Genomic DNA, 19,234 nt, shown 5'->3' on the forward strand with positions numbered 1-19,234 from the left:
GGAAGTCAGGATTGAGATTGAGCCTGCAATACAAAAGGCAAAAACCGGGGCAGCGCCGTCCAGCTGCGAGAAGTTGAGTGCAACTTAAACTGCCATCAAGTCTGTCCTGACTTTGGGGTCCACTTCAGTAATGCACTCCACGAACAAATAACCTAGCAACGGGAAATCGCGTGCCTGAGAAATGACGAAGTTCTCGGATTGCCAAATACTGAATTGGTTCATGTGTCTACGTTTCTCATGAATATTGACTAGCAAACCAACGGAAATTTGCGGTGCATGCTTAAAGGCCTAACGTTTGATAGGCGAAGCATCCCGATATTTCTCCGATTGAAAAAATGGTTAGCCCGGGCTGGCGACAATGTACCGCGTACCGCCAGCACGGGCCTGGTGGCTTGCCGTTGGGCCTCGCCTTGACCGAGTGGTTAGGTTGCACTTGCGGCGCTATGGATGGCGTGACCGAACCTCTGCCGCAGTAGAAGCCAGAAGGCGCAGGCCAAATGCACCCACAACTGAGCCGGCCACGCGATTGAGGAGTTGACGATTGCGTGAGTAGGCGGACTGAACCTCGGGGCGAGAGAACGCGAGCGCAAGGAGGGTATGCCAGGTCAGCACGTTGGCGAAAACGACCGCGATGCTGGCAACAAGTAGGCTAGGCGAATGTTGCGCGGGTAGGGCCGTGGTAAAGACGCTGCCGAAGAACAAGGCGGACTTAGGATTTAGAAGGTTTGTGATGACACCGAGGCGGAACGCAGGCCAGGCCCTTAGGTGCACTGCTCGTGGTTCGGAGGGTGATGCTCCCGAGCGCCACAGCCTGACTGCCACGTAGCACAGATACAGTGCTCCGGCGACCTGCAGTGCCAGGCGGATCGTGGGGTGCGCTGAGAAAAGCGCATTGACGCCGAGGATCGCAAGCAAAGCCCAGGTGACTGCCACGAAGCTGATGCCGAGGCTGGCATAGACAGCGCTGCTGCGGTGACCACTGGCGGCGAGTTGGGTTACAAGCAGCACATTCGCACCTGGAGAAACGAGCACTAGCCAGTGGAGAAGTGCGATGGAAAGTAGGGCTGGGAGCATTTGTGCAACCTAACGTAATTTATCCCGCAGACCCTGCGGGATAGGCTGGACGGTGCGGGATATTCTGGACATGGTTTTCTCCTGAAATTGGCTCTTAGCGTGGCTTGTTGGCGCAGCGCTGTTCAAACACTCAGGCAAAACAACCCGAAAAACCCCGAAGCCCCTTAAATAAAAACTATAGACCACAAAAAGCCATATTTCGGGCTTACCCATCCAAAATTTTCCCGCCAACCCTCTGCTCAGCCAATCTCGCCAGCAAATACTTCCTGTTGTCATTTGCACTGGCCCTGAGCCAGCGCCCAGTCACTGCCCCAGGGCGGCGTGTGTATGCGCAACGATGGAGCGGCCCCCAAAAGAACCGTCAGACAATGCGGGTAGAATCAGACACCGGGCCCAAGATTCTTGCGCCCGGTTTTTTTTGCCCTGAACCTGCAATGGGTTCACCACAGGGGCCAAAAAACCGGCCAGGCCAAGCGCTCACTCGTTCTTTCAACGAATCCTTTTTTGGAGCTTGGTTTTCTCATGGAAATTTTTGATTACGACAACATCCTGCTTTTGCCACGCAAGTGCCGCGTGGAAAGCCGTTCAGAGTGCGACGCGAGTGTCACGCTGGGCAGCCGCACCTTCCGCTTGCCGGTGGTGCCTGCCAACATGAAGACGGTGGTGGATGAAAACATCTGCCTGTGGATGGCGCAAAACAACTACTTTTATGTCATGCACCGCTTTGACCTGGACAACGTCCAGTTTGTGCGCGACATGCACGCCCAGGGCGTTTACGCCTCGATCTCGCTGGGCGTGAAAGCCCCCGACCGCGCCACGGTGGACCAACTGGCCGCTGAAAAACTGGTGCCCGAGTACATCACCATCGACATCGCCCACGGCCACGCCGACAGCGTGCGCGACATGATCGCGTACATCAAAGGCAAGCTGCCCAGCAGCTTCGTGATCGCAGGCAACGTGGCCACGCCCGAAGCCGTGATCGATCTGGAAAACTGGGGCGCAGACGCGACCAAAGTGGGTGTGGGCCCCGGCAAGGTGTGCATCACCAAGCTCAAGACCGGTTTTGGCACGGGCGGCTGGCAGTTGTCGGCGCTCAAGTGGTGCGCCCGCGTGGCGACCAAGCCGATCATTGCCGACGGCGGTATCCGCAGCCACGGCGACATTGCCAAGAGCATCCGCTTTGGCGCGAGCATGGTCATGATCGGCTCGCTGTTTGCCGGCCACGAAGAGTCGCCCGGCAAGACCGTTGAGGTCGATGGCGAGATGTTCAAGGAGTACTACGGCTCAGCTTCGGACTTCAACAAGGGCGAGTACAAGCACGTGGAAGGCAAGCGCATTTTGGAGCCGATCAAAGGCAAGCTGGCCAACACGCTGATTGAGATGGAGCAAGACGTGCAAAGCTCGATCAGCTACGCCGGTGGCACCAAGCTGATGGACATCCGCAAAGTCAACTACGTGATCCTGGGCGGTGACAACGCGGGTGAACACCTGTTGATGTGAGTCGACTTGGGTCATGCCCGCATGCGCGGGCATCCATCGGAGCCAAAGCCATGGGCTCCCGATCCAGTCGGGGGCGACAACACTTCTTTGTCATACCCGTGCACACGGGTATCCAGGACAGCCGAAGCCATGGGCCCCCGATCAAGTCGGGGGTGACGACTTCAAAAAATGCCCCCCGATCATTTCGGGATGACCAAATTGCTTTGGCCATTCAGCGCAAGGCCCCCAGCGCCAGCATCAGGCCGCTGATGACCAGCAGACCGCAGATGATTTGTCGCAAGCGTGCTGCGGGCACCCGGTGTGCCACGCGGTGACCCAGCCACACACCGACCAGGGCCACCCCCATCAGCACGGTCCAACGTTGCCAGAGCAGCCCACTCGACAAACGCCCCTCCCAAGCCATGCCGAGCAGCACCGTGGCGGCTGCGGCCGTGATGATCATGGGTGTGCTGGCCCGCATCTGCTGCACGTCACTCAAGCGCCGGTTGAGCCAGGCCACCACCAAAGGCCCTGCTGTGCCAAACAGCATCTCCACCAGCCCGATCGCTGTGCCCACCGGGTAGGCCCACCCCATGGCCACCGTCCCTTGAAGAGTTGTACGGGGTCGCAAAGCATTCAACCCAGCAGCCGCCACATACAAACCCAGCAACAGCAGGGGCCACCGGGCACTCATGTGCTGCATGAGCCACAAGCCGACCAGCGTACCCACCACCATGCCCGGCAACAAACGGCGCAGCTCACGCCACTGCACCCGTCGCCAATTGAGGCCGCTGTGAAACGCCGATGCGGGCACATCCATCAGCAGGGTCAAGGCCACCACCTCGGGCAAGGGCCAGTTCCAGGCCAGCAAAGGCACCACCACCAAGGCCGAGCCAAAGCCAGTCAGGCCCAGCACGGTGTACCCACCCAAAACCACCGCGATGGGCAGCAACCACTCTTGCATGTGAAATCCTTGTTGTTCTCAATCGGTGAGCTGACGGGCCACAAACTCCCTGAAGACCGACATGATGGGCAATTCGGTGCGGCCCGCCAAGGTGATCAGCGCCAGAAGTGCCCCTGCGCGGAAAGGCGGGTCCATGGTCAGCTCCACCAGCGAACCGCTGGCCAGTCCCTGCCGCGCGGCCCCCAAAATCCCCAGATAAATGGCATCGGTCTGCTGCACCACATCGATCAAGCTGGGAATTTCCTCGCACTGCAAGGTGGTCATGTGGGCCGGATTGGCGCGTGGACCGTAATGATCCACCATGATGCGGGCCACCTCTTGCGACAAAGGGGTAGACGCCATCGGATACGCCAACAAAGCGTCAAAAGGCACCTGGTCAGGGAATTGAGCCAGGATCGGATGCCCCCGGCGACACACAAAGCCGGCCCGCAGTTCAACGATGTGCGCCATGTTCAGATCGGGTGCGGTCGCCACCCGCCGCACGTCCACGACCAAGGCATCCAGTTGCCGCTCGCGCAGTTGCATGAGCTGCAATTCGGTGGAACCACGGGACACTGCCACCTGCACGCTCGGGTGGTGCTCGGCCATGTATTTCAACCAAGGCGTCATCAACATGGCCCCCGGCCCCGAACCCAGCCCCACCCGCAAGCTGCCCATGCCCCCTTGCTGCAACAGCGCAGCACCCTGTTTGAGCTCTTGTGCTTCGTGCACGATGCGCCGCGCCCGCTCCAGCACCGATCGGCCCAGCGGCGTCAGTTCATTCTTTTTGCCCACCCTGTCGACCAAAGGACCGCCCAAGTCGTCTTCCAGCACCTGGATGCTGCGACTCAATGCCGATTGGGTGATGTGCAGCTTCTCGGCCGCACGGCTGAAAGAACCGGTCTCGGCCAAGGCCAGCCAATGCGCAAGGTGCTTGAGGTTCATGTATTCATTTTAAGAATGTAAACCAGAAATATAAGTCATTTGACACATAAATACTGTGTTTCTAGTATCCATCCTGCGTTATTTTTCATATCCATAACCCAACGGAGACAAAACATGCACAAGACTTCATCTTTTCGCCGCCTGCTGCTGGCTTCACTGGCTGGCTTGACCGTGCTGGGCGCCCAAGCCCAGACTTTCCCCAACAAACCTGTGAGCCTGATGGTGCCCTACCCTGCAGGCGGCCTGTCGGACGTGATCGCTCGCATGGTCAACGTGCCGCTGGGCAAGCAATTGAATCAGCCTGTGATCGTTGAAAACCTGGGCGGCGTGAGCGGTGCGATTGCCGCACAAAAGGTGCTCAGTGCCCCCTCGGACGGCTACTACCTGTTCCAGGGTTCACCCAATGAGCTGATTTTGTCACCACTGGCCAACGCAGCGGTCAAGTTCAAGAGCGAGGACTTCCGCCTGGTGCAAATCGTCGGTGCCGCCCAGATCGCCTTTTTGGCGCGCAAAGACATCCCGGCCAACTCGGTGGATGAATTCCTCGATTACGCCCGCAAAATGGCCAAGGAAGGCAAGCCTGTCACTTACGCCTCGGTCGGCCCGGGTTCCTTCTACCACTTGCTGGGCGAGCAATTGTCCAAAGTGACAGGCATCCCGATGACGCACATTCCTTACAAGGGCGGAGCGCCTGCCAACCAGGACCTGATCGGCGGTCAAGTGGACATTTTCCTGGCCCCCTTTGGCAAAGCCTACAGCGATCTGGCCAAAGACGGCCGCATCAAGATTCTGGCCATGCTCAACAAGGAGCGCCTGGAGGGCGTCAAGCAGTACCCGGCCATCACCGAAAGCAAGCAGCTCAAGAATTTTGACTTCAACATCTGGACTGGCTATTTCGTGAAGAAAGACACACCAGAAGCCGTCGTTCAGTCTCTGCACAAAGCGCTGACGGAAACCCTCAACGACGCAGGCGTGCGCACAGGTCTAGACGCGAACAGCCTGCTGGTCGCCAAGCCATTGCCTTTGTCCGAGCTGAGCAAGGTCTACAGCGACGGCACCGCCCAGTTCCGAGCCATTGCCAAATCGATCAACCTGCAACCGCAGTGATCGAATGGGGGCGTCCCAGTACGCCCCCCTTGACGCTTACAGGCGTGAGCAACTGCACGCCGCATCTGGTTTTTAAACCCCAGCGCTCTTTTGAGCCTTCAACAGAAAACATCATGAAAGTCAAAACCCTTCTCAGCGGACTTGTTCTGGTCGCCAGCAGTTTCAGTGCGGCATGGGCGCAAACCTACCCCGCCAAAACCATCAGCCTGATCGTGCCCTACCCGGCCGGGGGGCCTTCTGACTTTTTTGCCCGCAGGGTGCAACCTGACGCATCTGCCAAGCTGGGGGCGACCATGATCATCGAGAACGTGGGTGGTGCCGGTGGTGTGATCGGCATGAGCCGTCTGATCAATGCACCCGCTGATGGCCACACCCTGAGTGCGGGCAGCCCCATGGAACTGGTGCTGGCACCGATGGCAATCCAAGGCGTGAAATACAAATCCGAAGACTTCAAATTGGTCGCGCAATTCACCACCACCAACACCATCCTGGTGGTGCGCAACTCGCTCAACGTCAAGACGGTGGACGCCCTGCTGGCGACAGCCCGTAAAAATCCGGACAAACCGATGAGCTTTGGCAGCGTGGGGCCTGGTTCCCTGTACCACCTGATCGGTGAAAAATTCTCCCAGGTGACCAAAGTCCCGATGTTGCACGTGCCCTACAAAGGCATCGCGCCCTTGTTGTCCGACCTGATGGGTGGCCAGATCGACATGGCTTTTCTGCCCATGGGTGGCTCCATCCCTGCCACCATCATGGAAGGCAAAATTCAGGGCCTGGCCGTGACCTCCAAAACACCACACCCCCTGTTCAAGCAATTCCCCCCAATGGCCGCCATGAAGGGCCTGGAAGCCATGGAATTTGACATCTGGGCCGGCATTCAAGTGCACAAAAACACCCCGGACCATGTGGTCTCCGCTTTGAACAAGGCTTTTTATGCCGCGGTTGAAGTGCCCGAGACCCGCAAAGCCTTTGAGGCCAACGGCAACGTGATCCTGCCTTCACGCACCCCCGCCGAGCTGGCCCGTGTGTACCAAGGCGAGATCGAGCGCTACCGTGCGATCGCCAAATCGATTAACCTGCAACCTCAATAAACCTTTCACACCGCAAGAGGTCAGCCCATGAATGCACCCAGTGACGCTTTTTTGCACGACAAGCTCCAATCCCTGCAAGCGCAAGCGGATGAGTTCATCGCGGTGCGCCGCGACATCCACAAGCACCCGGAGATGGGCTACAAGGAGTACCGGACCAGCGACCTGGTGGCCGAGCAACTGAGCTCCTGGGGCTATCAGGTCACGCGCGGCCTCGGCGGCACGGGCTTGGTGGGGCAGATCAAAAAGGGCACGGGCAACAAAAGCATCGGCATCCGTGCCGACATGGACGCCCTGCCCATCGACGAAGCCACGGGCCTGCCTTACGCCAGCTGCAACGTGGGCATCATGCACGCCTGCGGCCACGATGGTCACACCGCCATGCTGCTGGCTGCGGCCAAGCACATTGCACAGCAAGGCGCGTTCTCGGGCACGGTGAACCTGATTTTCCAGCCCGCCGAAGAAGGCCTGGGCGGAGCCAAGAAGATGATGGAAGACGGTCTGTTCAAGCAGTTCCCGTGTGACGCCATCTTTGCGATGCACAACATGCCGGGGCAAGCTCAAGGTCATCTGGTCTTGCGCGATGGCCCGGCCATGGCGTCGTCAGACAACGTGACCATCACTTTGCACGGCAAGGGCGGGCACGGTGCCATGCCGCATGTGGCGGCTGACCCGGTGGTGGCCGGATCGGCCATCGTCATGGGCTTGCAAAGCATCGTGGCGCGCAACGTCGACCCGCAGCAGATGGCGATCATCACCGTCGGGGCGTTCAACGCCGGGGTGGCCAACAACGTGATCCCGCAGACCGCCACGCTGCGCTTGAGCGTGCGCTCGCTCGACCGCGATGTGCGCATCCTGCTCGAAAAGCGCATCACCGAATTGGTCCATGCGCAAGCGCAAAGCTACGGCGTCACCGCCGAGATCGACTACCAACGTGGCTATCCCGTGCTGGTCAACCACTTGGCCGAGACCGTCTTTGCCCGTGCGGTGGCCGAAGAGCTGGTAGGTGCCGACAAAGTGGTGCGCCAAGGCCGCGCCCTGAACGGCAGCGAAGACTTTGCCTTCATGCTCGAAGAGGTGCCGGGCAGCTATTTGCTGATCGGCAACGGCGATGGCGAAGGCGATGGGCATGGTGCCTGCATGGTGCACAACCCGGGCTATGACTTCAATGACAAGAACGTGGCGATTGGCTCGGCCTTCTGGTCCCTGCTGGTCGAGCGGTTTTTGCCCTTGAACCACTGAAAGTGACAAGCGGTGATGGCCCAGCGCCATTCACCTGCTGTGCTCAAGGCCACTGCGCAGGTCTGAGACAATCAAGGGGTGAACCACATCTCCGACCTTATCCAAACTGTCTTGATCTATGCCCTCCCGGTGATCTTTGCCATCACCCTGCACGAGGCGGCCCACGGCTATGCCGCGATGCGCCTGGGTGACAACACCGCCTTTATGCTGGGCCGCGTCACGCTCAACCCGATGGTGCACATCGACCCGCTGGGCACCATCTTGCTGCCTTTGCTGCTGTACTTCAGCACCAGTGGCGCTTTTTTATTCGGCTATGCCAAACCGGTGCCGGTGCGCTTTGACCGTCTGAGACACCCCAAGCGCGACATGGTCTGGGTGGCACTGGCAGGGCCAGGGGCCAACCTGGTCCAGGCCCTGCTGTGGGGTGTGTTGCTCTACATACTGGCAGGCAGTGGCTTGACCGAGCGCTTTTTTCTGGACATGTGCAAAGCCGGCATGCTGACCAACGTGGTCATGTTCGCCTTCAACCTGTTTCCACTGCCCCCACTGGACGGCGGGCGTATTCTGGTCGGCCTGCTGCCTTGGCGGCAGGCGGTGATGGTGTCCCGCATCGAGCCCTGGGGGTTTTTCATTGTTATGGCCTTGGTGCTGACCGGCGTCATCAGCGCTTGGTGGATGCAGCCACTGATGGGCCTGACCTTTGACCTTCTGAAACTCGCGCTGAGCCCTTTGGCCGCCTTGATGCCCTGATTTATTTTTTGTTTTTGGCTTTTTGGTTTTGACCTCCATGACTTCCCAGACCCGCACACGCGTTCTCACCGGCATCACCACCACAGGCACCCCCCACCTGGGCAATTACGTGGGGGCCATACGCCCCACCGTACAAGCCAGCCGTGACGCTGGCACCGATGGGTTTTACTTTCTGGCCGACTACCACGCGCTCATCAAGTGCGACGAGCCAGCCCGGATACAGCGCTCCACACTCGAAATCGCGGCCAGCTGGATCGCCTCCGGTCTGGACCCTGAAAAAGTCACCTTTTACCGTCAGTCGGACATCCCGGAAATCCCCGAGCTGACTTGGCTATTGACCTGCGTAACAGGCAAAGGCCTGCTCAACCGCGCCCACGCCTACAAGGCGGCCGTCGACAAGAACAACGCCGCAGGCCACGACCCCGACAGCGATGTGACAGCGGGCCTGTTCATGTACCCGGTGCTCATGGGCGCTGACATCCTGATGTTCAAGGCGCACAAAGTACCTGTGGGCCGCGACCAGATCCAGCACATCGAAATGGCACGCGACATGGCGTCCAGCTTCAACCATTTGTATGGCGAACACTTCGTGCTGCCCGAAGCCGTGATTGAAGAGTCGGTGGCGCTCTTGCCAGGGCTGGACGGCCGCAAAATGAGCAAAAGCTACGACAACACCATCCCCTTGTTTGCCCCTGCAGCCCAGATGCGCAAACAAATCGCTGCCATCGTGACCGACTCCAAAGTCCCGGGTGAGCCCAAAACCACAGAAGGCTCGGCCCTGTTCCAGATTTACCAGGCCTTCGCCAGCACCGAAGAAACCGCCGCACTGGCCAAGGCTTATGCACAGGGCATCGGCTGGGGAGATGCCAAGCAAATGCTGTTCGAGCGCATCGACCGCGAAATTGCGCCCATGCGCGAGCAATACCAGGCGCTGATCGGCAACCCGGCCCAAATGGACAAGATCTTGCTGGCCGGTGCCGACAAAGCCCGCCAATTGGCCACGCCATTCATGCGCGAACTTCGCCATGCCGTGGGCCTGCGCGCCCTGGCCTCCGGCAAGTCCGAACCCAACACCAAAGAAAGCAAAGTGGCTCGGCCGAGTTTCAAACAATACCGGGAGAAAGACGGCCTTTTCTACTTCAAACTCGTGGATGCACAAGGCCAGGTTGTGCTGCAAAGCCTGGGCTTCACATCGCCCAAAGAAGCCGCCCAAACCATTGCCCGCTTGCAACAAGAAGGCGTCGCATGCCTGTCCGCATTGAGCCCCCTCCTGATCAACCCCACGCCTGAAGCCGCGTCTCAAATTGATGAACAATTACGTCTTTTGTGAAATAAAAACTATAATTTTCATGTTGATTTTATTGTTTTCAACAGAAAGTCGCAAAAAATCACAAAAAACTGATACGCTTATGTTTTCAGTTTTCCGTGGAGTTAGTTAAATCATGACCGTTTACGTCATCGACGATCACCCATTGATGCGCGACGCGCTCACCATGCTGGTTCATCGCGTCAAGCCAGGTCTGAAAATCATCCCGATTCCAAAGCTCAATGTGGTGGAATCCACGGTCGAGAAAAACGGGCCTGCCGAACTCTTTTGTCTGGATTTGCAGTTACCCGACACGCTGGGCATTTCCGGTGTTCAGGTGCTCAAAGCCAAATTCCCCAACGTGCCCTTGGCCGTCATCACCAGTTCCAGCGCCAGCGAGTTTGAAGACCGCTGCATGGAGGCGGGAGCTGACGCGTTCATCGAAAAATCCAACAGCCCTGCACAAATCATCGCGGCCCTGCGCACCTTGCTGGTCAGTGAAGAAGATGCCGCCACCGAGGATGCCGCGACACCCTCAGGACCGACCAAGTTGTCCAAGCGCCAGAAACAGCTCATCCTGATGCTCGACCAAGGCTTGTCCAACCGTGACATCGCCGACAAACTCGAAATCAGCGAGCACACGGTCAAGGTGCACTTCTGGCGCCTGTTCCGGCGTTTGGGTGTCAACAGCCGCACCCAAGCGCTGCACTTTGCACGCACCAACGGTTGGCTCGGCATCTGATACCAAACACCGTCCACGCCCCATGCCCGTTGTTTCGATCACCTTGCTGCCAGGCTACGACCCAGACACCCAGCACCGCATGGTCAACCGGGTGGCCGATGCGGTCAGATCCGTGATCGACTCACCCGAGGCGGGCACCACGGTTTTCGTCCATGAAGCCAGCGCCTATCGGCGAGACGGCAAAGTCTTTTCGGCAGGGCGTGCTGCACACCCGGTGGCTGGCGAAGTGGTCAGGTCTTTTTTGCAAGCGGTTCAAAACCGGGACATGGCCACTGCACAAAAATGTCTGCACCCCGATTTCAGGATGTGCTTTCCTGGCGGCATCGTTCTGCACACACTGGAAGAACTGAACAGCTGGGCGCAGCAGCGCTACAGCGGCATCCGCAAGCACTTCGAGTCATTTGAAGAAAGCTGGCAAGGCGATGCCACCGTGGTGTTTTGCCACGGCACCCTGCAAGGCACCTGGCTGAATGGCGAAACCTTTGAGGGCATCCGTTTCATGGACCGTCTGGTCGTCCAAGGCGGATTGATCACCCGCCAGGACGTGTGGAACGATCTGGCAGAGCAACGCAATGCTTGATGGGCGTCATGCCCAGCTGAACCAAGCCCGGGCTCAGTCTTTTTTCTTGTTGATGATGTCCGGGGTCACCGCATCGACCACATTGACCACCGTCTTGACCCCATAGACCACGGTCGAAGCGGCCACATCGGCAATGGCCAAAACTGTGCAACCCTGCAGGCACAACACCGCGGCCAATGAGACGGCCAACATCGAGATTTTTTTCATTTTTTGCTTTCAGATCGGCGCAACTGCCTGGGGCAAGTCCACCTTGAAACGTCCCTTGAGACAACGGATCCCCGAAAAAAACCCCGCAATGAAAAAATTCCATGCGGGGTATCTTTGGCGGAGAGGGAGGGATTCGAACCCTCGGTAGTGTTGCCACTACGCCTGATTTCGAGTCAGGTACATTCGACCACTCTGCCACCTCTCCTGATTCGGTGTCGTTTGTCGAAGCCGATATTCTATCAGGCTCTGAGCGTCTCCAAACCGCCCAGGTAAGAACGCAGCGCCTCAGGCACCGTGACCGAGCCGTCGGCGTTCTGGTAATTTTCCAAAACGGCCACCAGCGCACGGCCTACAGCCAGGCCAGAGCCGTTCAAGGTGTGCACCAACTCGTTCTTGCCTTGCGCGTTTTTAAAGCGCGCCTGCAGACGACGCGCCTGGAAGGCCTCGCAGTTGGACACCGAGCTGATCTCGCGGTAGGTATTTTGCGCGGGCACCCAGACTTCCAGGTCATAGGTCTTGCTGGCACCAAAGCCCATGTCGCCGGTGCACAGGCTCATCACGCGGTACGGCAGGCCCAGCTTTTGCAAAATGGCTTCGGCGTGGCGCGTCATGGCCTCCAGCGCTTCGTAGCTGTGCTCGGGATGCACGATCTGCACCATCTCGACCTTGTCAAACTGGTGCTGGCGAATCAGGCCGCGCACATCGCGCCCGCCACTGCCGGCCTCCGACCGGAAGCACGGGGTGTGCGCCGTCAGCTTGATCGGCAAATCGCCCTCGGCCAACACCTCGTCGCGCACGACGTTGGTGAGCGTCACTTCAGAAGTGGGAATCAAATACAGCGCCTGGCTTTCTTCGCCCTCTTGCCCACCCTTGTTGGCTGCAAACAGATCGGCTTCGAACTTGGGCAGCTGGCCCGTGCCGCGCAGCGTGTCGGCGTTCACGATGTAGGGGGTGTAGCACTCGGTGTAACCGTGCTCTGCGGTCTGCACATCCAGCATGAATTGCGCCAGCGCACGGTGCAAACGCGCCACTGGGCCGCGCATGAAAGTGAAGCGTGAACCGGTCAACTTGGTGCCGGTGGCAAAGTCCAGGCCCAGCTTTTCGCCGATGTCCACATGGTCCTTGAGCTCGAAGTCAAAGCTGCGCACCGTGCCCCAACGGCGCACCTCGACGTTGCCTTCTTCGCCCGCGCCCAGAGGCACCGACTCGTGCGGCAAGTTGGGCACAGCCAGCAACAAGTCTTGCAGTTCGGCCTGGATCACCTCCAGACGCTGGGCCGAAGCGTCCAGTTCGTCCTTGATCGCGCCCACCTGCGCCATCACGGCATCGGCCTCGGCGTGCTGGCCCTTGCCCTTGAGCATGCCAATTTGTTTGGACAAGCTGTTGCGCTGGCTTTGCAGCTCTTCGGTGCGGGTCTGCAGCGTTTTGCGCTCGCCCTCCAAAGCACGAAAAGCCTCCACATTCAGGAAGAGCTGGGGATTTTTACGGGTCTGCAAACGCGCGACAACGGCGTCCAGATCTTTGCGGAGAAGAACAATATCAAGCATGCCGCCATTGTAGTGACGTGAACGGGCCTGCTGATTCGCTGTGGGCGGACACACCGTGGCCCTGTGGGCGGTCGCCCCCAGCGCCCCTCCACGCCCGCGCCCCCGCGCCCGCATGCGCGCAGTGGCGACCCTTCGAGGGCAGGGGCTTGCGCCTACAAAGTATCGAGCTTCAAGCCCTTGGGCAGCGGGAACTTAATGGTTTCCTGAATACCGTCCAAGGTGCGCACCGACACCGCGCCCAAAGCGCGCAGACGGGCAATCACCTCTTGCACCAGTACATCCGGGGCCGAAGCACCGGCCGTCAAGCCCACTTTTTGGGCCCCTTCGAACCAGGCGGGGTCCAGGTCAGTCGCGCTGTCCACCATGTAAGCGGGCGTGCCCAGGCGGTCGGCCAACTCGCGCAGGCGGTTGCTGTTGGAGCTGGTGGGGCTGCCCACCACGATCACCACGTCCACCAAGGGGCTCATCAGCTTGACGGCGTCCTGGCGGTTCTGGGTGGCGTAGCAAATGTCTTGTTGTTTGGGCTCGCGCACCTGCGGAAAGCGTGCTTTCACGGCCGCCACGATCTCGGCCGCGTCGTCGACGCTCAAGGTGGTTTGTGTCACCACCGCCAGCAACTCGGTCTGGCCGGGTTGCACCTTGACCACGTCTTCCACGTCTTCCACCAAATGGATGCCGCTGTCGAGCTGGCCCATGGTGCCTTCCACCTCGGGGTGGCCCTTGTGGCCGATCATGATGAACTCGTAGCCCTCTTTGTGCAGCTTGGCCAGCTCCACATGCACCTTGCTCACCAGCGGACAGGTGGCGTCAAAAATCCGGAAACCGCGTCGCTCGGCTTCGTCCTGAATGGCCCGGCTCACCCCATGGGCGCTGAAAATCAGCGTGGCACCAGGCGGCACATCGGCCAGCTCTTCAATGAAAATCGCGCCTTTTTCCTTCAGGTCATTCACCACATAGGTGTTGTGCACAATCTCATGGCGCACATAAATCGGCCGGCCAAACTTGGTCAGCGCGTGCTCCACGATGTCGATCGCACGGTCCACCCCCGCACAAAAGCCGCGGGGTTCTGCCAAAAAGATTTCTGCCCCCACGCTCGTCACTGCGTGTACTTCGCTGCCCCCCAAGGGGGCCTTCGCCATTTGGGGCGGCCCGGCATGGCTCATTTCAGACGTCATCACAGCACTCCAATCAGTTCAACTTCAAAGGTCACAGGCTGACCGGCCAGCGGGTGGTTGAAATCAAACAACACCGCACCGCCCTCACCCACCTCGAGCACCGTGCCCGCATAAGAGCCCAAGCCATCGGGCGTGGGGAACTGCACCACATCGCCCGCCACGTATTTTTCACTCGGGTCGCCCAGCTCGTTGAGCAGCTTGCGCGCCACCCACTGCTGCATGTCCGCAATGTGCTCGCCAAAAGCCTCGCCCGCGGGAATCTCCATCGTCACCCGTGTGCCCTCGGCCAGGCCCAGCAGTCGCTGCTCCACGGCGGGCGACAAGGTGCCCGAGCCCAGCGACAAAGTGGCCGGTTTTTCGTTGAAGGTGTTGATGATGTCGCCCTGCGGCCCTGCAAGGCGGTAGTGAAGCGTCAAGAAAGAAGCGGGTTCGACAATGGACATAAGGGTTTTCTGGAATGCCGCAAACGCGGCCAAACAGGCATAAAGAAGCCACTATTGTAAAAAGCCCGGCCAACCTGTCCCAACAAAGGGGCAAGCGTGACCGAAGGCTGCTCCAGGGAGGGGCTTTCACATGAGCATCAAGGACTTGCCAGTGGACGCGCGGCCGCGTGAAAAATTGCTCGCCCGAGGCCCACAAGCCCTCAGCGATGTGGAGTTGCTGGCCATCTTGCTGCGCACCGGCATGGCGGGCAAAAACGTCTTTCAATTGTCCGAGGAACTGCTGGGGCCCGACGGCATCGCGGGCTTGCTGAGGGCCTCGGTGCAGTCGCTCCAATTGGTCAAGGGACTGGGACCCGCCAAACAGGCGGAGCTGCTGGCGGTGTTCGAGCTGGCACGCCGAGCCCTGAGCCAACGGCTCAAAGAACGCGAGGCCTTTCACACGCCAGGCGCCGTCAAGCAGTATTTGCAGCTGCAACTGGCCCACAAAAACCACGAGGTCTTTGCCGTGCTGTTTTTGGACAACCAAAACCGCATGCTGGCCATGGAGGAACTTTTTCGGGGGACCCTCAGCCAGACCAGCGTGTACCCGCGAGAAGTCGTCATGCGCGCCCTGCACCACCAGGCGGCTGCCGTGGTGCTCTCGCACAACCACCCCAGCGGATCGGTGCAACCCAGCCGGGCCGACGAGCATCTGACTCAGACCCTGAAGGCGTCACTGGCGCTGGTGGATGTGCGCGTGCTGGACCACATCATCGTTGGGCAAGGCATGGCACTGTCAATGGCCGAAGAAGGCCTGATGTGAGCCCGGTAAACTCAGGGGTTTTCCATCGCCAAGACCCCGCATGTCCCACCACCACCTCTACGCCATTGGCAACGCCTTGGTCGATACCGAATACGAAGTTTCCGACGAGCTGCTGGCCGCCATGGGCGTGAGCAAGCGCCACATGACGCTGATCGACACCGCGCAGCGCGCCGAACTGTTCACGCATGTGCAGGGCCTGCATGCCCGGCGCACGGGCGGCGGCTCGGCGGGCAACACCGTGGTGGCGCTGGCGCAATTGGGTGGCCAAGCGTTTTATTCGTGCCGCGTGGCCGACGACGAGCTGGGCGCTTTTTACACGCAAGACCTGCAAACCAATGGCGTGGCCACCAACCTCACCCACACCCGCCCCACCGAAGGCCAAACCGGCAGCTGCATGGTGCTGGTCACGCCCGACGCCGAGCGCAGCATGTGCACATTTTTGGGTGCCACCTCGCAACTGGACACCCATGCACTGCACCCGCAAGACATCGCCAAATCCAAAATTTATTACATGGAAGGCTACCTGGCCGCCTCGCCCACGGGCCTCGAAGCCGCTGTCAAAGGCCGTCAGATCGCCATGGAACACAAAGTGGCCACGGCTCTGACGCTCAGCGATGTGAGCATGATCAACTTCTGCAAAGCGGGCCTGGAAGCCATGATCGGCGACGGCCTGGACTATTTGTTTGCCAACGAAGAAGAAGCGCAAACCTGGTGCGGCACCACCGACCTGGACGCCATCCTCCAACAGCTGTCCCCCTTGGCCCAAACCGTGTGCCTGACCCGCGGCCCACAAGGCTGCATCGTGGTGCAAGGCGGCCAGCGCACCGAAGTACCAGCCGTGCCCACCAAAGCGGTGGACACCAATGGCGCAGGCGACATGTTTGCCGGCACCTTTTTGTATGGCATCACCCACGGCCACACGCCCGCACAAGCCGCCGAACTGGCCAACCGCACAGCGGCGGCGGTGGTCAGCCAACACGGCAACCGCTTGACAGCAGCGCAAATGCAAGCGATTCACACCGACTTCCAAAAGGCCTGACCATGAAAAAAATCCTCCTCCTCGGCTCTGGTGAGCTGGGCAAAGAATTCGTCATCAGCGCCAAGCGCCTGGGCTGCCATGTCATCGCCTGCGACAGCTATGCGGGCGCGCCCGCCATGCAAGTGGCCGATGAATCTGAAGTGTTCAGCATGCTCGACGAAGTGGCACTGCGCGCCGCCATCGCCCGGCACCAGCCCGACCTGATCGTCCCCGAGATCGAAGCCATCCGCACCGAGGTGTTGCTCGACGTGGAGAAACAAGGCTTTGAAGTCATCCCCAGCGCCCGCGCGGCCAACCTGACCATGAACCGCGACCGCATCCGCGACGTGGCCGTGGGCCTGGGTGTGCGCACCGCCCAATTCAGCTACGCCGACTCGGCCGCCGAGCTGCTGGCCAAAGCCACCGAGATCGGTTTCCCGGTGGTCATCAAACCGGTCATGAGTTCATCAGGCAAAGGCCAGAGCGTGGCAAAAACAGCGGCCGATGTGCAAGCCAGCTGGGACTTCGCCTGCGCAGGCATGCGCGGCGACCGCCAGAAGGTCATCGTCGAAGAGTTCATCCATTTCGAGTTTGAAATCACCCTGCTCACCGTGCGCCAGCGCAAAGGCCCCACCCTGTTTTGCCCGCCCATTGGCCATGTGCAAGATCGCGGCGACTACCAATACAGCTGGCAACCCCAAGGCATGAAGCCTGAACACCTGATCGCGGCGCAACACATGGCGGAAAAAGTCACCACCGACCTGGGCGGTGCGGGCCTGTTTGGCGTGGAGTTTTTCGTGACGAAAGACGAGGTCATCTTCAGCGAACTGAGCCCCCGCCCGCACGATACGGGCATGGTCACGCTGATCAGCCAAAACCTGAGCGAGTTCGACCTGCACGCCCGCGCGATTCTCGGTTTGCCAATTCCCGTCATCGAATGCGTGGAAGGTGCCAGCGCCGTGGTGCTGGCCGACAAAGAAGGTGCCAACCCCAGCTTTACAGGCGTGGCCGAAGCCCTGAGCGAGCCCGGGGTGGACGTGCGGATTTTCGGCAAGCCCACCACACGGCCCTACCGCCGCATGGCCGTGGCCTTGGCCAAGGGCCCGAACGCCCTGCAACGCGCACGCGAGGCGGCAGCCAAGATCCAGATCGTGGTCTAACGCCATGGGTACCATCCTTGTCACGGGCGGCGCGGGCTACATCGGCTCGCACACGGTGGTAGAACTGTTGAACGCAGGGCACCAGGTGCTGATCGTGGACAACCTGTGCAACAGCAGCATCGCGGTGCTCGACCGCATTGAACCGCTGGCCGGGCGCAATTTTCGTTTTGTACAGGCCGATGTGCGCGATGGCGCGGCACTTGACCGCATCTTTGCCGAACACCCCGTCGACGGCGTGATCCACTTTGCGGGCCTCAAAGCCGTGGGCGAATCGGTGGCGCAGCCTCTGCGCTACTTTGACAACAACATCGGCAGCACCCTGGCTTTACTGCAGGCCATGGACCGTGCAGACGTGCGGCGCATCGTGTTCAGTTCATCGGCCACCGTGTATGGCGATCCCGAGCAGGTGCCGATCACCGAGGACAGCCGCCTGCAGGTGACCAACCCCTACGGTCGCACCAAGCTCATGTGCGAGGACATTCTGCGCGACCTGCAGCAAGCCGATGCGCGCTGGCAGGTGGCCATCTTGCGCTACTTCAACCCGGTGGGTGCACACGAAAGCGGCACCATCGGCGAGCACCCGAACGGTATTCCCAACAACCTCATGCCCTTCATCACGCAAGTGGCGGTGGGCCAACGCGAGTTTCTGAGCATCTTTGGCCGGGACTACCCCACACCCGACGGCACGGGCGTGCGCGACTACATCCATGTGGTCGATCTGGCCCAAGGGCATCTGGCTGCGCTCAGTTACCTGCAGCAGCAACAAACCAGCATCACCGTCAACCTGGGCACCGGGCGTGGCGTGAGCGTGCAGGAGTTGGCCGACACCTTTGCCCGCGTGACCGGTGTGCCGGTGCCTTACCGCTTTGTGGATCGCCGCCCCGGCGATGTGGCGGCCTGCTACGCCGACACCCGCCTGGCCCGTGAAGCCCTGGGCTGGCAGGCGCAGTTGGGGGTGGAACGCATGTGTGCCGACGCCTGGCGTTGGCAATCGCAAAATCCCAAGGGGTATTGAGGGCAAGGACGGCGGCTGCCCCCATCACAGGCCGCGCCCCCCCGTTCGATGTTTTCAGGCAAATTTGTCGGCTTCGGCCCAGAGCTGCCCTGCCGCGTCTTTGGCGGCCAGCAGGGGCTGGCCCTGCATGGGCCAGTCGATGCCCACCGTAGGATCGTCCCAGCGCAAGCTGCGCTCATGGGCGGGGTACCAGTAATCGGTGGTCTTGTACAAAAACTCGGCGGTTTCGCTGAGCACCACGAAGCCGTGGGCAAAGCCCGGTGGCACCCACAGTTGCTGGTGTTTTTGCGCGTCCAGATAAACGCCCACCCATTGACCAAAGGTGGCCGAGCTTTGGCGCAAATCCACCGCCACATCGAACACCTGGCCTTGCACCACGCGCACCAACTTGCCCTGAGGGTGCTGGATCTGGTAGTGCAAGCCACGCAACACGCCCTGGGCCGATTTGCTGTGGTTGTCCTGCACAAAGGACAGGTCCACGCCGGTTTTGTCGGCAAAGTCGCGCTGGTTGAAGGACTCGAAGAAAAAGCCCCGCGCATCGCCGAACACCTGGGGCTCCAGGATCAGGACTTCGGGAATGGCGGTGGGGATAACGGTATAGGGCATGACAG

General features: G+C 60.1%; 20 protein-coding genes and 1 tRNA gene. 12 read left to right on the forward strand and 9 right to left on the reverse strand.

What is annotated here, in order from left to right; all coding sequences use genetic code 11:
- Positions 1-441: 441 nt before the first annotated feature.
- Positions 442-1,074 (reverse strand): LysE family translocator, encoded by a 633-nt coding sequence (locus B9Z47_RS16220; protein ID WP_108332266.1) that lies wholly within the window; start codon positions 1,072-1,074, stop codon positions 442-444.
- Positions 1,075-1,596: 522 nt separating this feature from the next.
- Between B9Z47_RS16220 and B9Z47_RS16225 the strand changes: the two genes are divergently transcribed.
- Entirely contained in the window at positions 1,597-2,574 is a 978-nt protein-coding gene (locus B9Z47_RS16225) for a GMP reductase (protein ID WP_108332267.1), read from the forward strand.
- A 211-nt stretch (positions 2,575-2,785) separates the two neighbouring features.
- Here the strand turns inward: B9Z47_RS16225 and B9Z47_RS16230 are convergent, their stop codons facing one another.
- Positions 2,786-3,517, reverse strand: coding sequence for a sulfite exporter TauE/SafE family protein (locus B9Z47_RS16230; RefSeq protein ID WP_108332268.1), 732 nt, complete (start codon positions 3,515-3,517; stop codon positions 2,786-2,788).
- Positions 3,518-3,535: 18 nt separating this feature from the next.
- Positions 3,536-4,441: a LysR family transcriptional regulator gene (locus B9Z47_RS16235; protein ID WP_108332269.1), complete on the reverse strand. Its 906-nt coding sequence runs from the start codon at positions 4,439-4,441 to the stop codon at positions 3,536-3,538.
- Positions 4,442-4,555: 114 nt separating this feature from the next.
- On the opposite strand from B9Z47_RS16235, the gene B9Z47_RS16240 reads away from it, so the two are divergent.
- The 7 genes from B9Z47_RS16240 to B9Z47_RS16270 all read left to right on the forward strand — a co-directional run bounded on the left by B9Z47_RS16240 (position 4,556) and on the right by B9Z47_RS16270 (position 11,256).
- Positions 4,556-5,548 carry a tripartite tricarboxylate transporter substrate binding protein gene (locus B9Z47_RS16240; RefSeq protein ID WP_108332270.1) on the forward strand — a complete coding sequence of 331 codons (993 nt, stop codon included), beginning with the start codon at positions 4,556-4,558 and terminating at the stop codon, positions 5,546-5,548.
- A gap of 113 nt (positions 5,549-5,661) precedes the next feature.
- A complete protein-coding gene (locus B9Z47_RS16245) occupies positions 5,662-6,639 on the forward strand; it encodes a tripartite tricarboxylate transporter substrate binding protein (RefSeq protein WP_108332271.1) in 978 nt (325 codons plus the stop codon).
- Between the two features lie 27 nt (positions 6,640-6,666).
- The gene (locus B9Z47_RS16250; RefSeq protein WP_108332272.1) at positions 6,667-7,878 is read left to right on the forward strand and encodes a M20 aminoacylase family protein; all 1,212 of its coding nucleotides are present in this window, start codon (positions 6,667-6,669) and stop codon (positions 7,876-7,878) included.
- Positions 7,879-7,965: 87 nt separating this feature from the next.
- On the forward strand, positions 7,966-8,628 hold the full coding sequence (locus B9Z47_RS16255) for a site-2 protease family protein (protein ID WP_108332329.1): 663 nt from the start codon (positions 7,966-7,968) through the stop codon (positions 8,626-8,628).
- A gap of 37 nt (positions 8,629-8,665) precedes the next feature.
- Positions 8,666-9,958 (forward strand): tryptophan--tRNA ligase, encoded by a 1,293-nt coding sequence (locus tag B9Z47_RS16260; protein ID WP_108332273.1) that lies wholly within the window; start codon positions 8,666-8,668, stop codon positions 9,956-9,958.
- A gap of 112 nt (positions 9,959-10,070) precedes the next feature.
- Complete coding sequence (locus B9Z47_RS16265; RefSeq protein ID WP_108332274.1) at positions 10,071-10,676, forward strand: response regulator transcription factor; 606 nt, start codon at positions 10,071-10,073, stop codon at positions 10,674-10,676.
- A 22-nt stretch (positions 10,677-10,698) separates the two neighbouring features.
- Positions 10,699-11,256: a DUF4440 domain-containing protein gene (locus tag B9Z47_RS16270; RefSeq protein ID WP_108332275.1), complete on the forward strand. Its 558-nt coding sequence runs from the start codon at positions 10,699-10,701 to the stop codon at positions 11,254-11,256.
- A 33-nt stretch (positions 11,257-11,289) separates the two neighbouring features.
- Here B9Z47_RS16270 and B9Z47_RS18770 read toward each other — a convergent pair whose 3' ends face one another.
- The 5 genes from B9Z47_RS18770 to B9Z47_RS16290 form a co-directional block, all read right to left on the reverse strand.
- Positions 11,290-11,463, reverse strand: a complete 174-nt coding sequence (locus B9Z47_RS18770; protein WP_199226450.1) for a hypothetical protein — start codon at positions 11,461-11,463, stop codon at positions 11,290-11,292.
- Between the two features lie 115 nt (positions 11,464-11,578).
- Positions 11,579-11,668 (reverse strand) — tRNA-Ser (locus B9Z47_RS16275).
- A 34-nt stretch (positions 11,669-11,702) separates the two neighbouring features.
- Positions 11,703-13,010 carry a serine--tRNA ligase gene (gene serS, locus B9Z47_RS16280; RefSeq protein ID WP_108332276.1) on the reverse strand — a complete coding sequence of 436 codons (1,308 nt, stop codon included), beginning with the start codon at positions 13,008-13,010 and terminating at the stop codon, positions 11,703-11,705.
- Between the two features lie 152 nt (positions 13,011-13,162).
- Complete coding sequence (gene ispH / locus B9Z47_RS16285; RefSeq protein WP_108332330.1) at positions 13,163-14,149, reverse strand: 4-hydroxy-3-methylbut-2-enyl diphosphate reductase; 987 nt, start codon at positions 14,147-14,149, stop codon at positions 13,163-13,165.
- Positions 14,150-14,184: 35 nt separating this feature from the next.
- Positions 14,185-14,628, reverse strand: a complete 444-nt coding sequence (locus B9Z47_RS16290) for a peptidylprolyl isomerase (RefSeq protein ID WP_108332277.1) — start codon at positions 14,626-14,628, stop codon at positions 14,185-14,187.
- Positions 14,629-14,758: 130 nt separating this feature from the next.
- On the opposite strand from B9Z47_RS16290, the gene radC reads away from it, so the two are divergent.
- The 4 genes from radC to galE are packed head-to-tail and all read left to right on the forward strand — an operon-like array spanning position 14,759 to position 18,623.
- On the forward strand, positions 14,759-15,430 hold the full coding sequence (gene radC, locus B9Z47_RS16295; protein WP_108332278.1) for a DNA repair protein RadC: 672 nt from the start codon (positions 14,759-14,761) through the stop codon (positions 15,428-15,430).
- Between the two features lie 40 nt (positions 15,431-15,470).
- The gene (locus B9Z47_RS16300) at positions 15,471-16,469 is read left to right on the forward strand and encodes an adenosine kinase (RefSeq protein WP_108332279.1); all 999 of its coding nucleotides are present in this window, start codon (positions 15,471-15,473) and stop codon (positions 16,467-16,469) included.
- Positions 16,470-16,471: 2 nt separating this feature from the next.
- Positions 16,472-17,608 (forward strand): formate-dependent phosphoribosylglycinamide formyltransferase, encoded by a 1,137-nt coding sequence (purT, locus tag B9Z47_RS16305; protein WP_108332280.1) that lies wholly within the window; start codon positions 16,472-16,474, stop codon positions 17,606-17,608.
- Positions 17,609-17,612: 4 nt separating this feature from the next.
- The gene (galE, locus tag B9Z47_RS16310; protein WP_108332281.1) at positions 17,613-18,623 is read left to right on the forward strand and encodes a UDP-glucose 4-epimerase GalE; all 1,011 of its coding nucleotides are present in this window, start codon (positions 17,613-17,615) and stop codon (positions 18,621-18,623) included.
- A gap of 54 nt (positions 18,624-18,677) precedes the next feature.
- On the opposite strand, the gene rfbC is transcribed toward galE, so the two are convergent.
- The gene (gene rfbC / locus B9Z47_RS16315; RefSeq protein WP_108332282.1) at positions 18,678-19,229 is read right to left on the reverse strand and encodes a dTDP-4-dehydrorhamnose 3,5-epimerase; all 552 of its coding nucleotides are present in this window, start codon (positions 19,227-19,229) and stop codon (positions 18,678-18,680) included.
- Between the last annotated feature and the right edge of the window lie 5 nt (positions 19,230-19,234).

This window comes from Limnohabitans sp. 2KL-1 (genome assembly GCF_003063435.1).
GTDB lineage: Bacteria > Pseudomonadota > Gammaproteobacteria > Burkholderiales > Burkholderiaceae_C > Limnohabitans_A.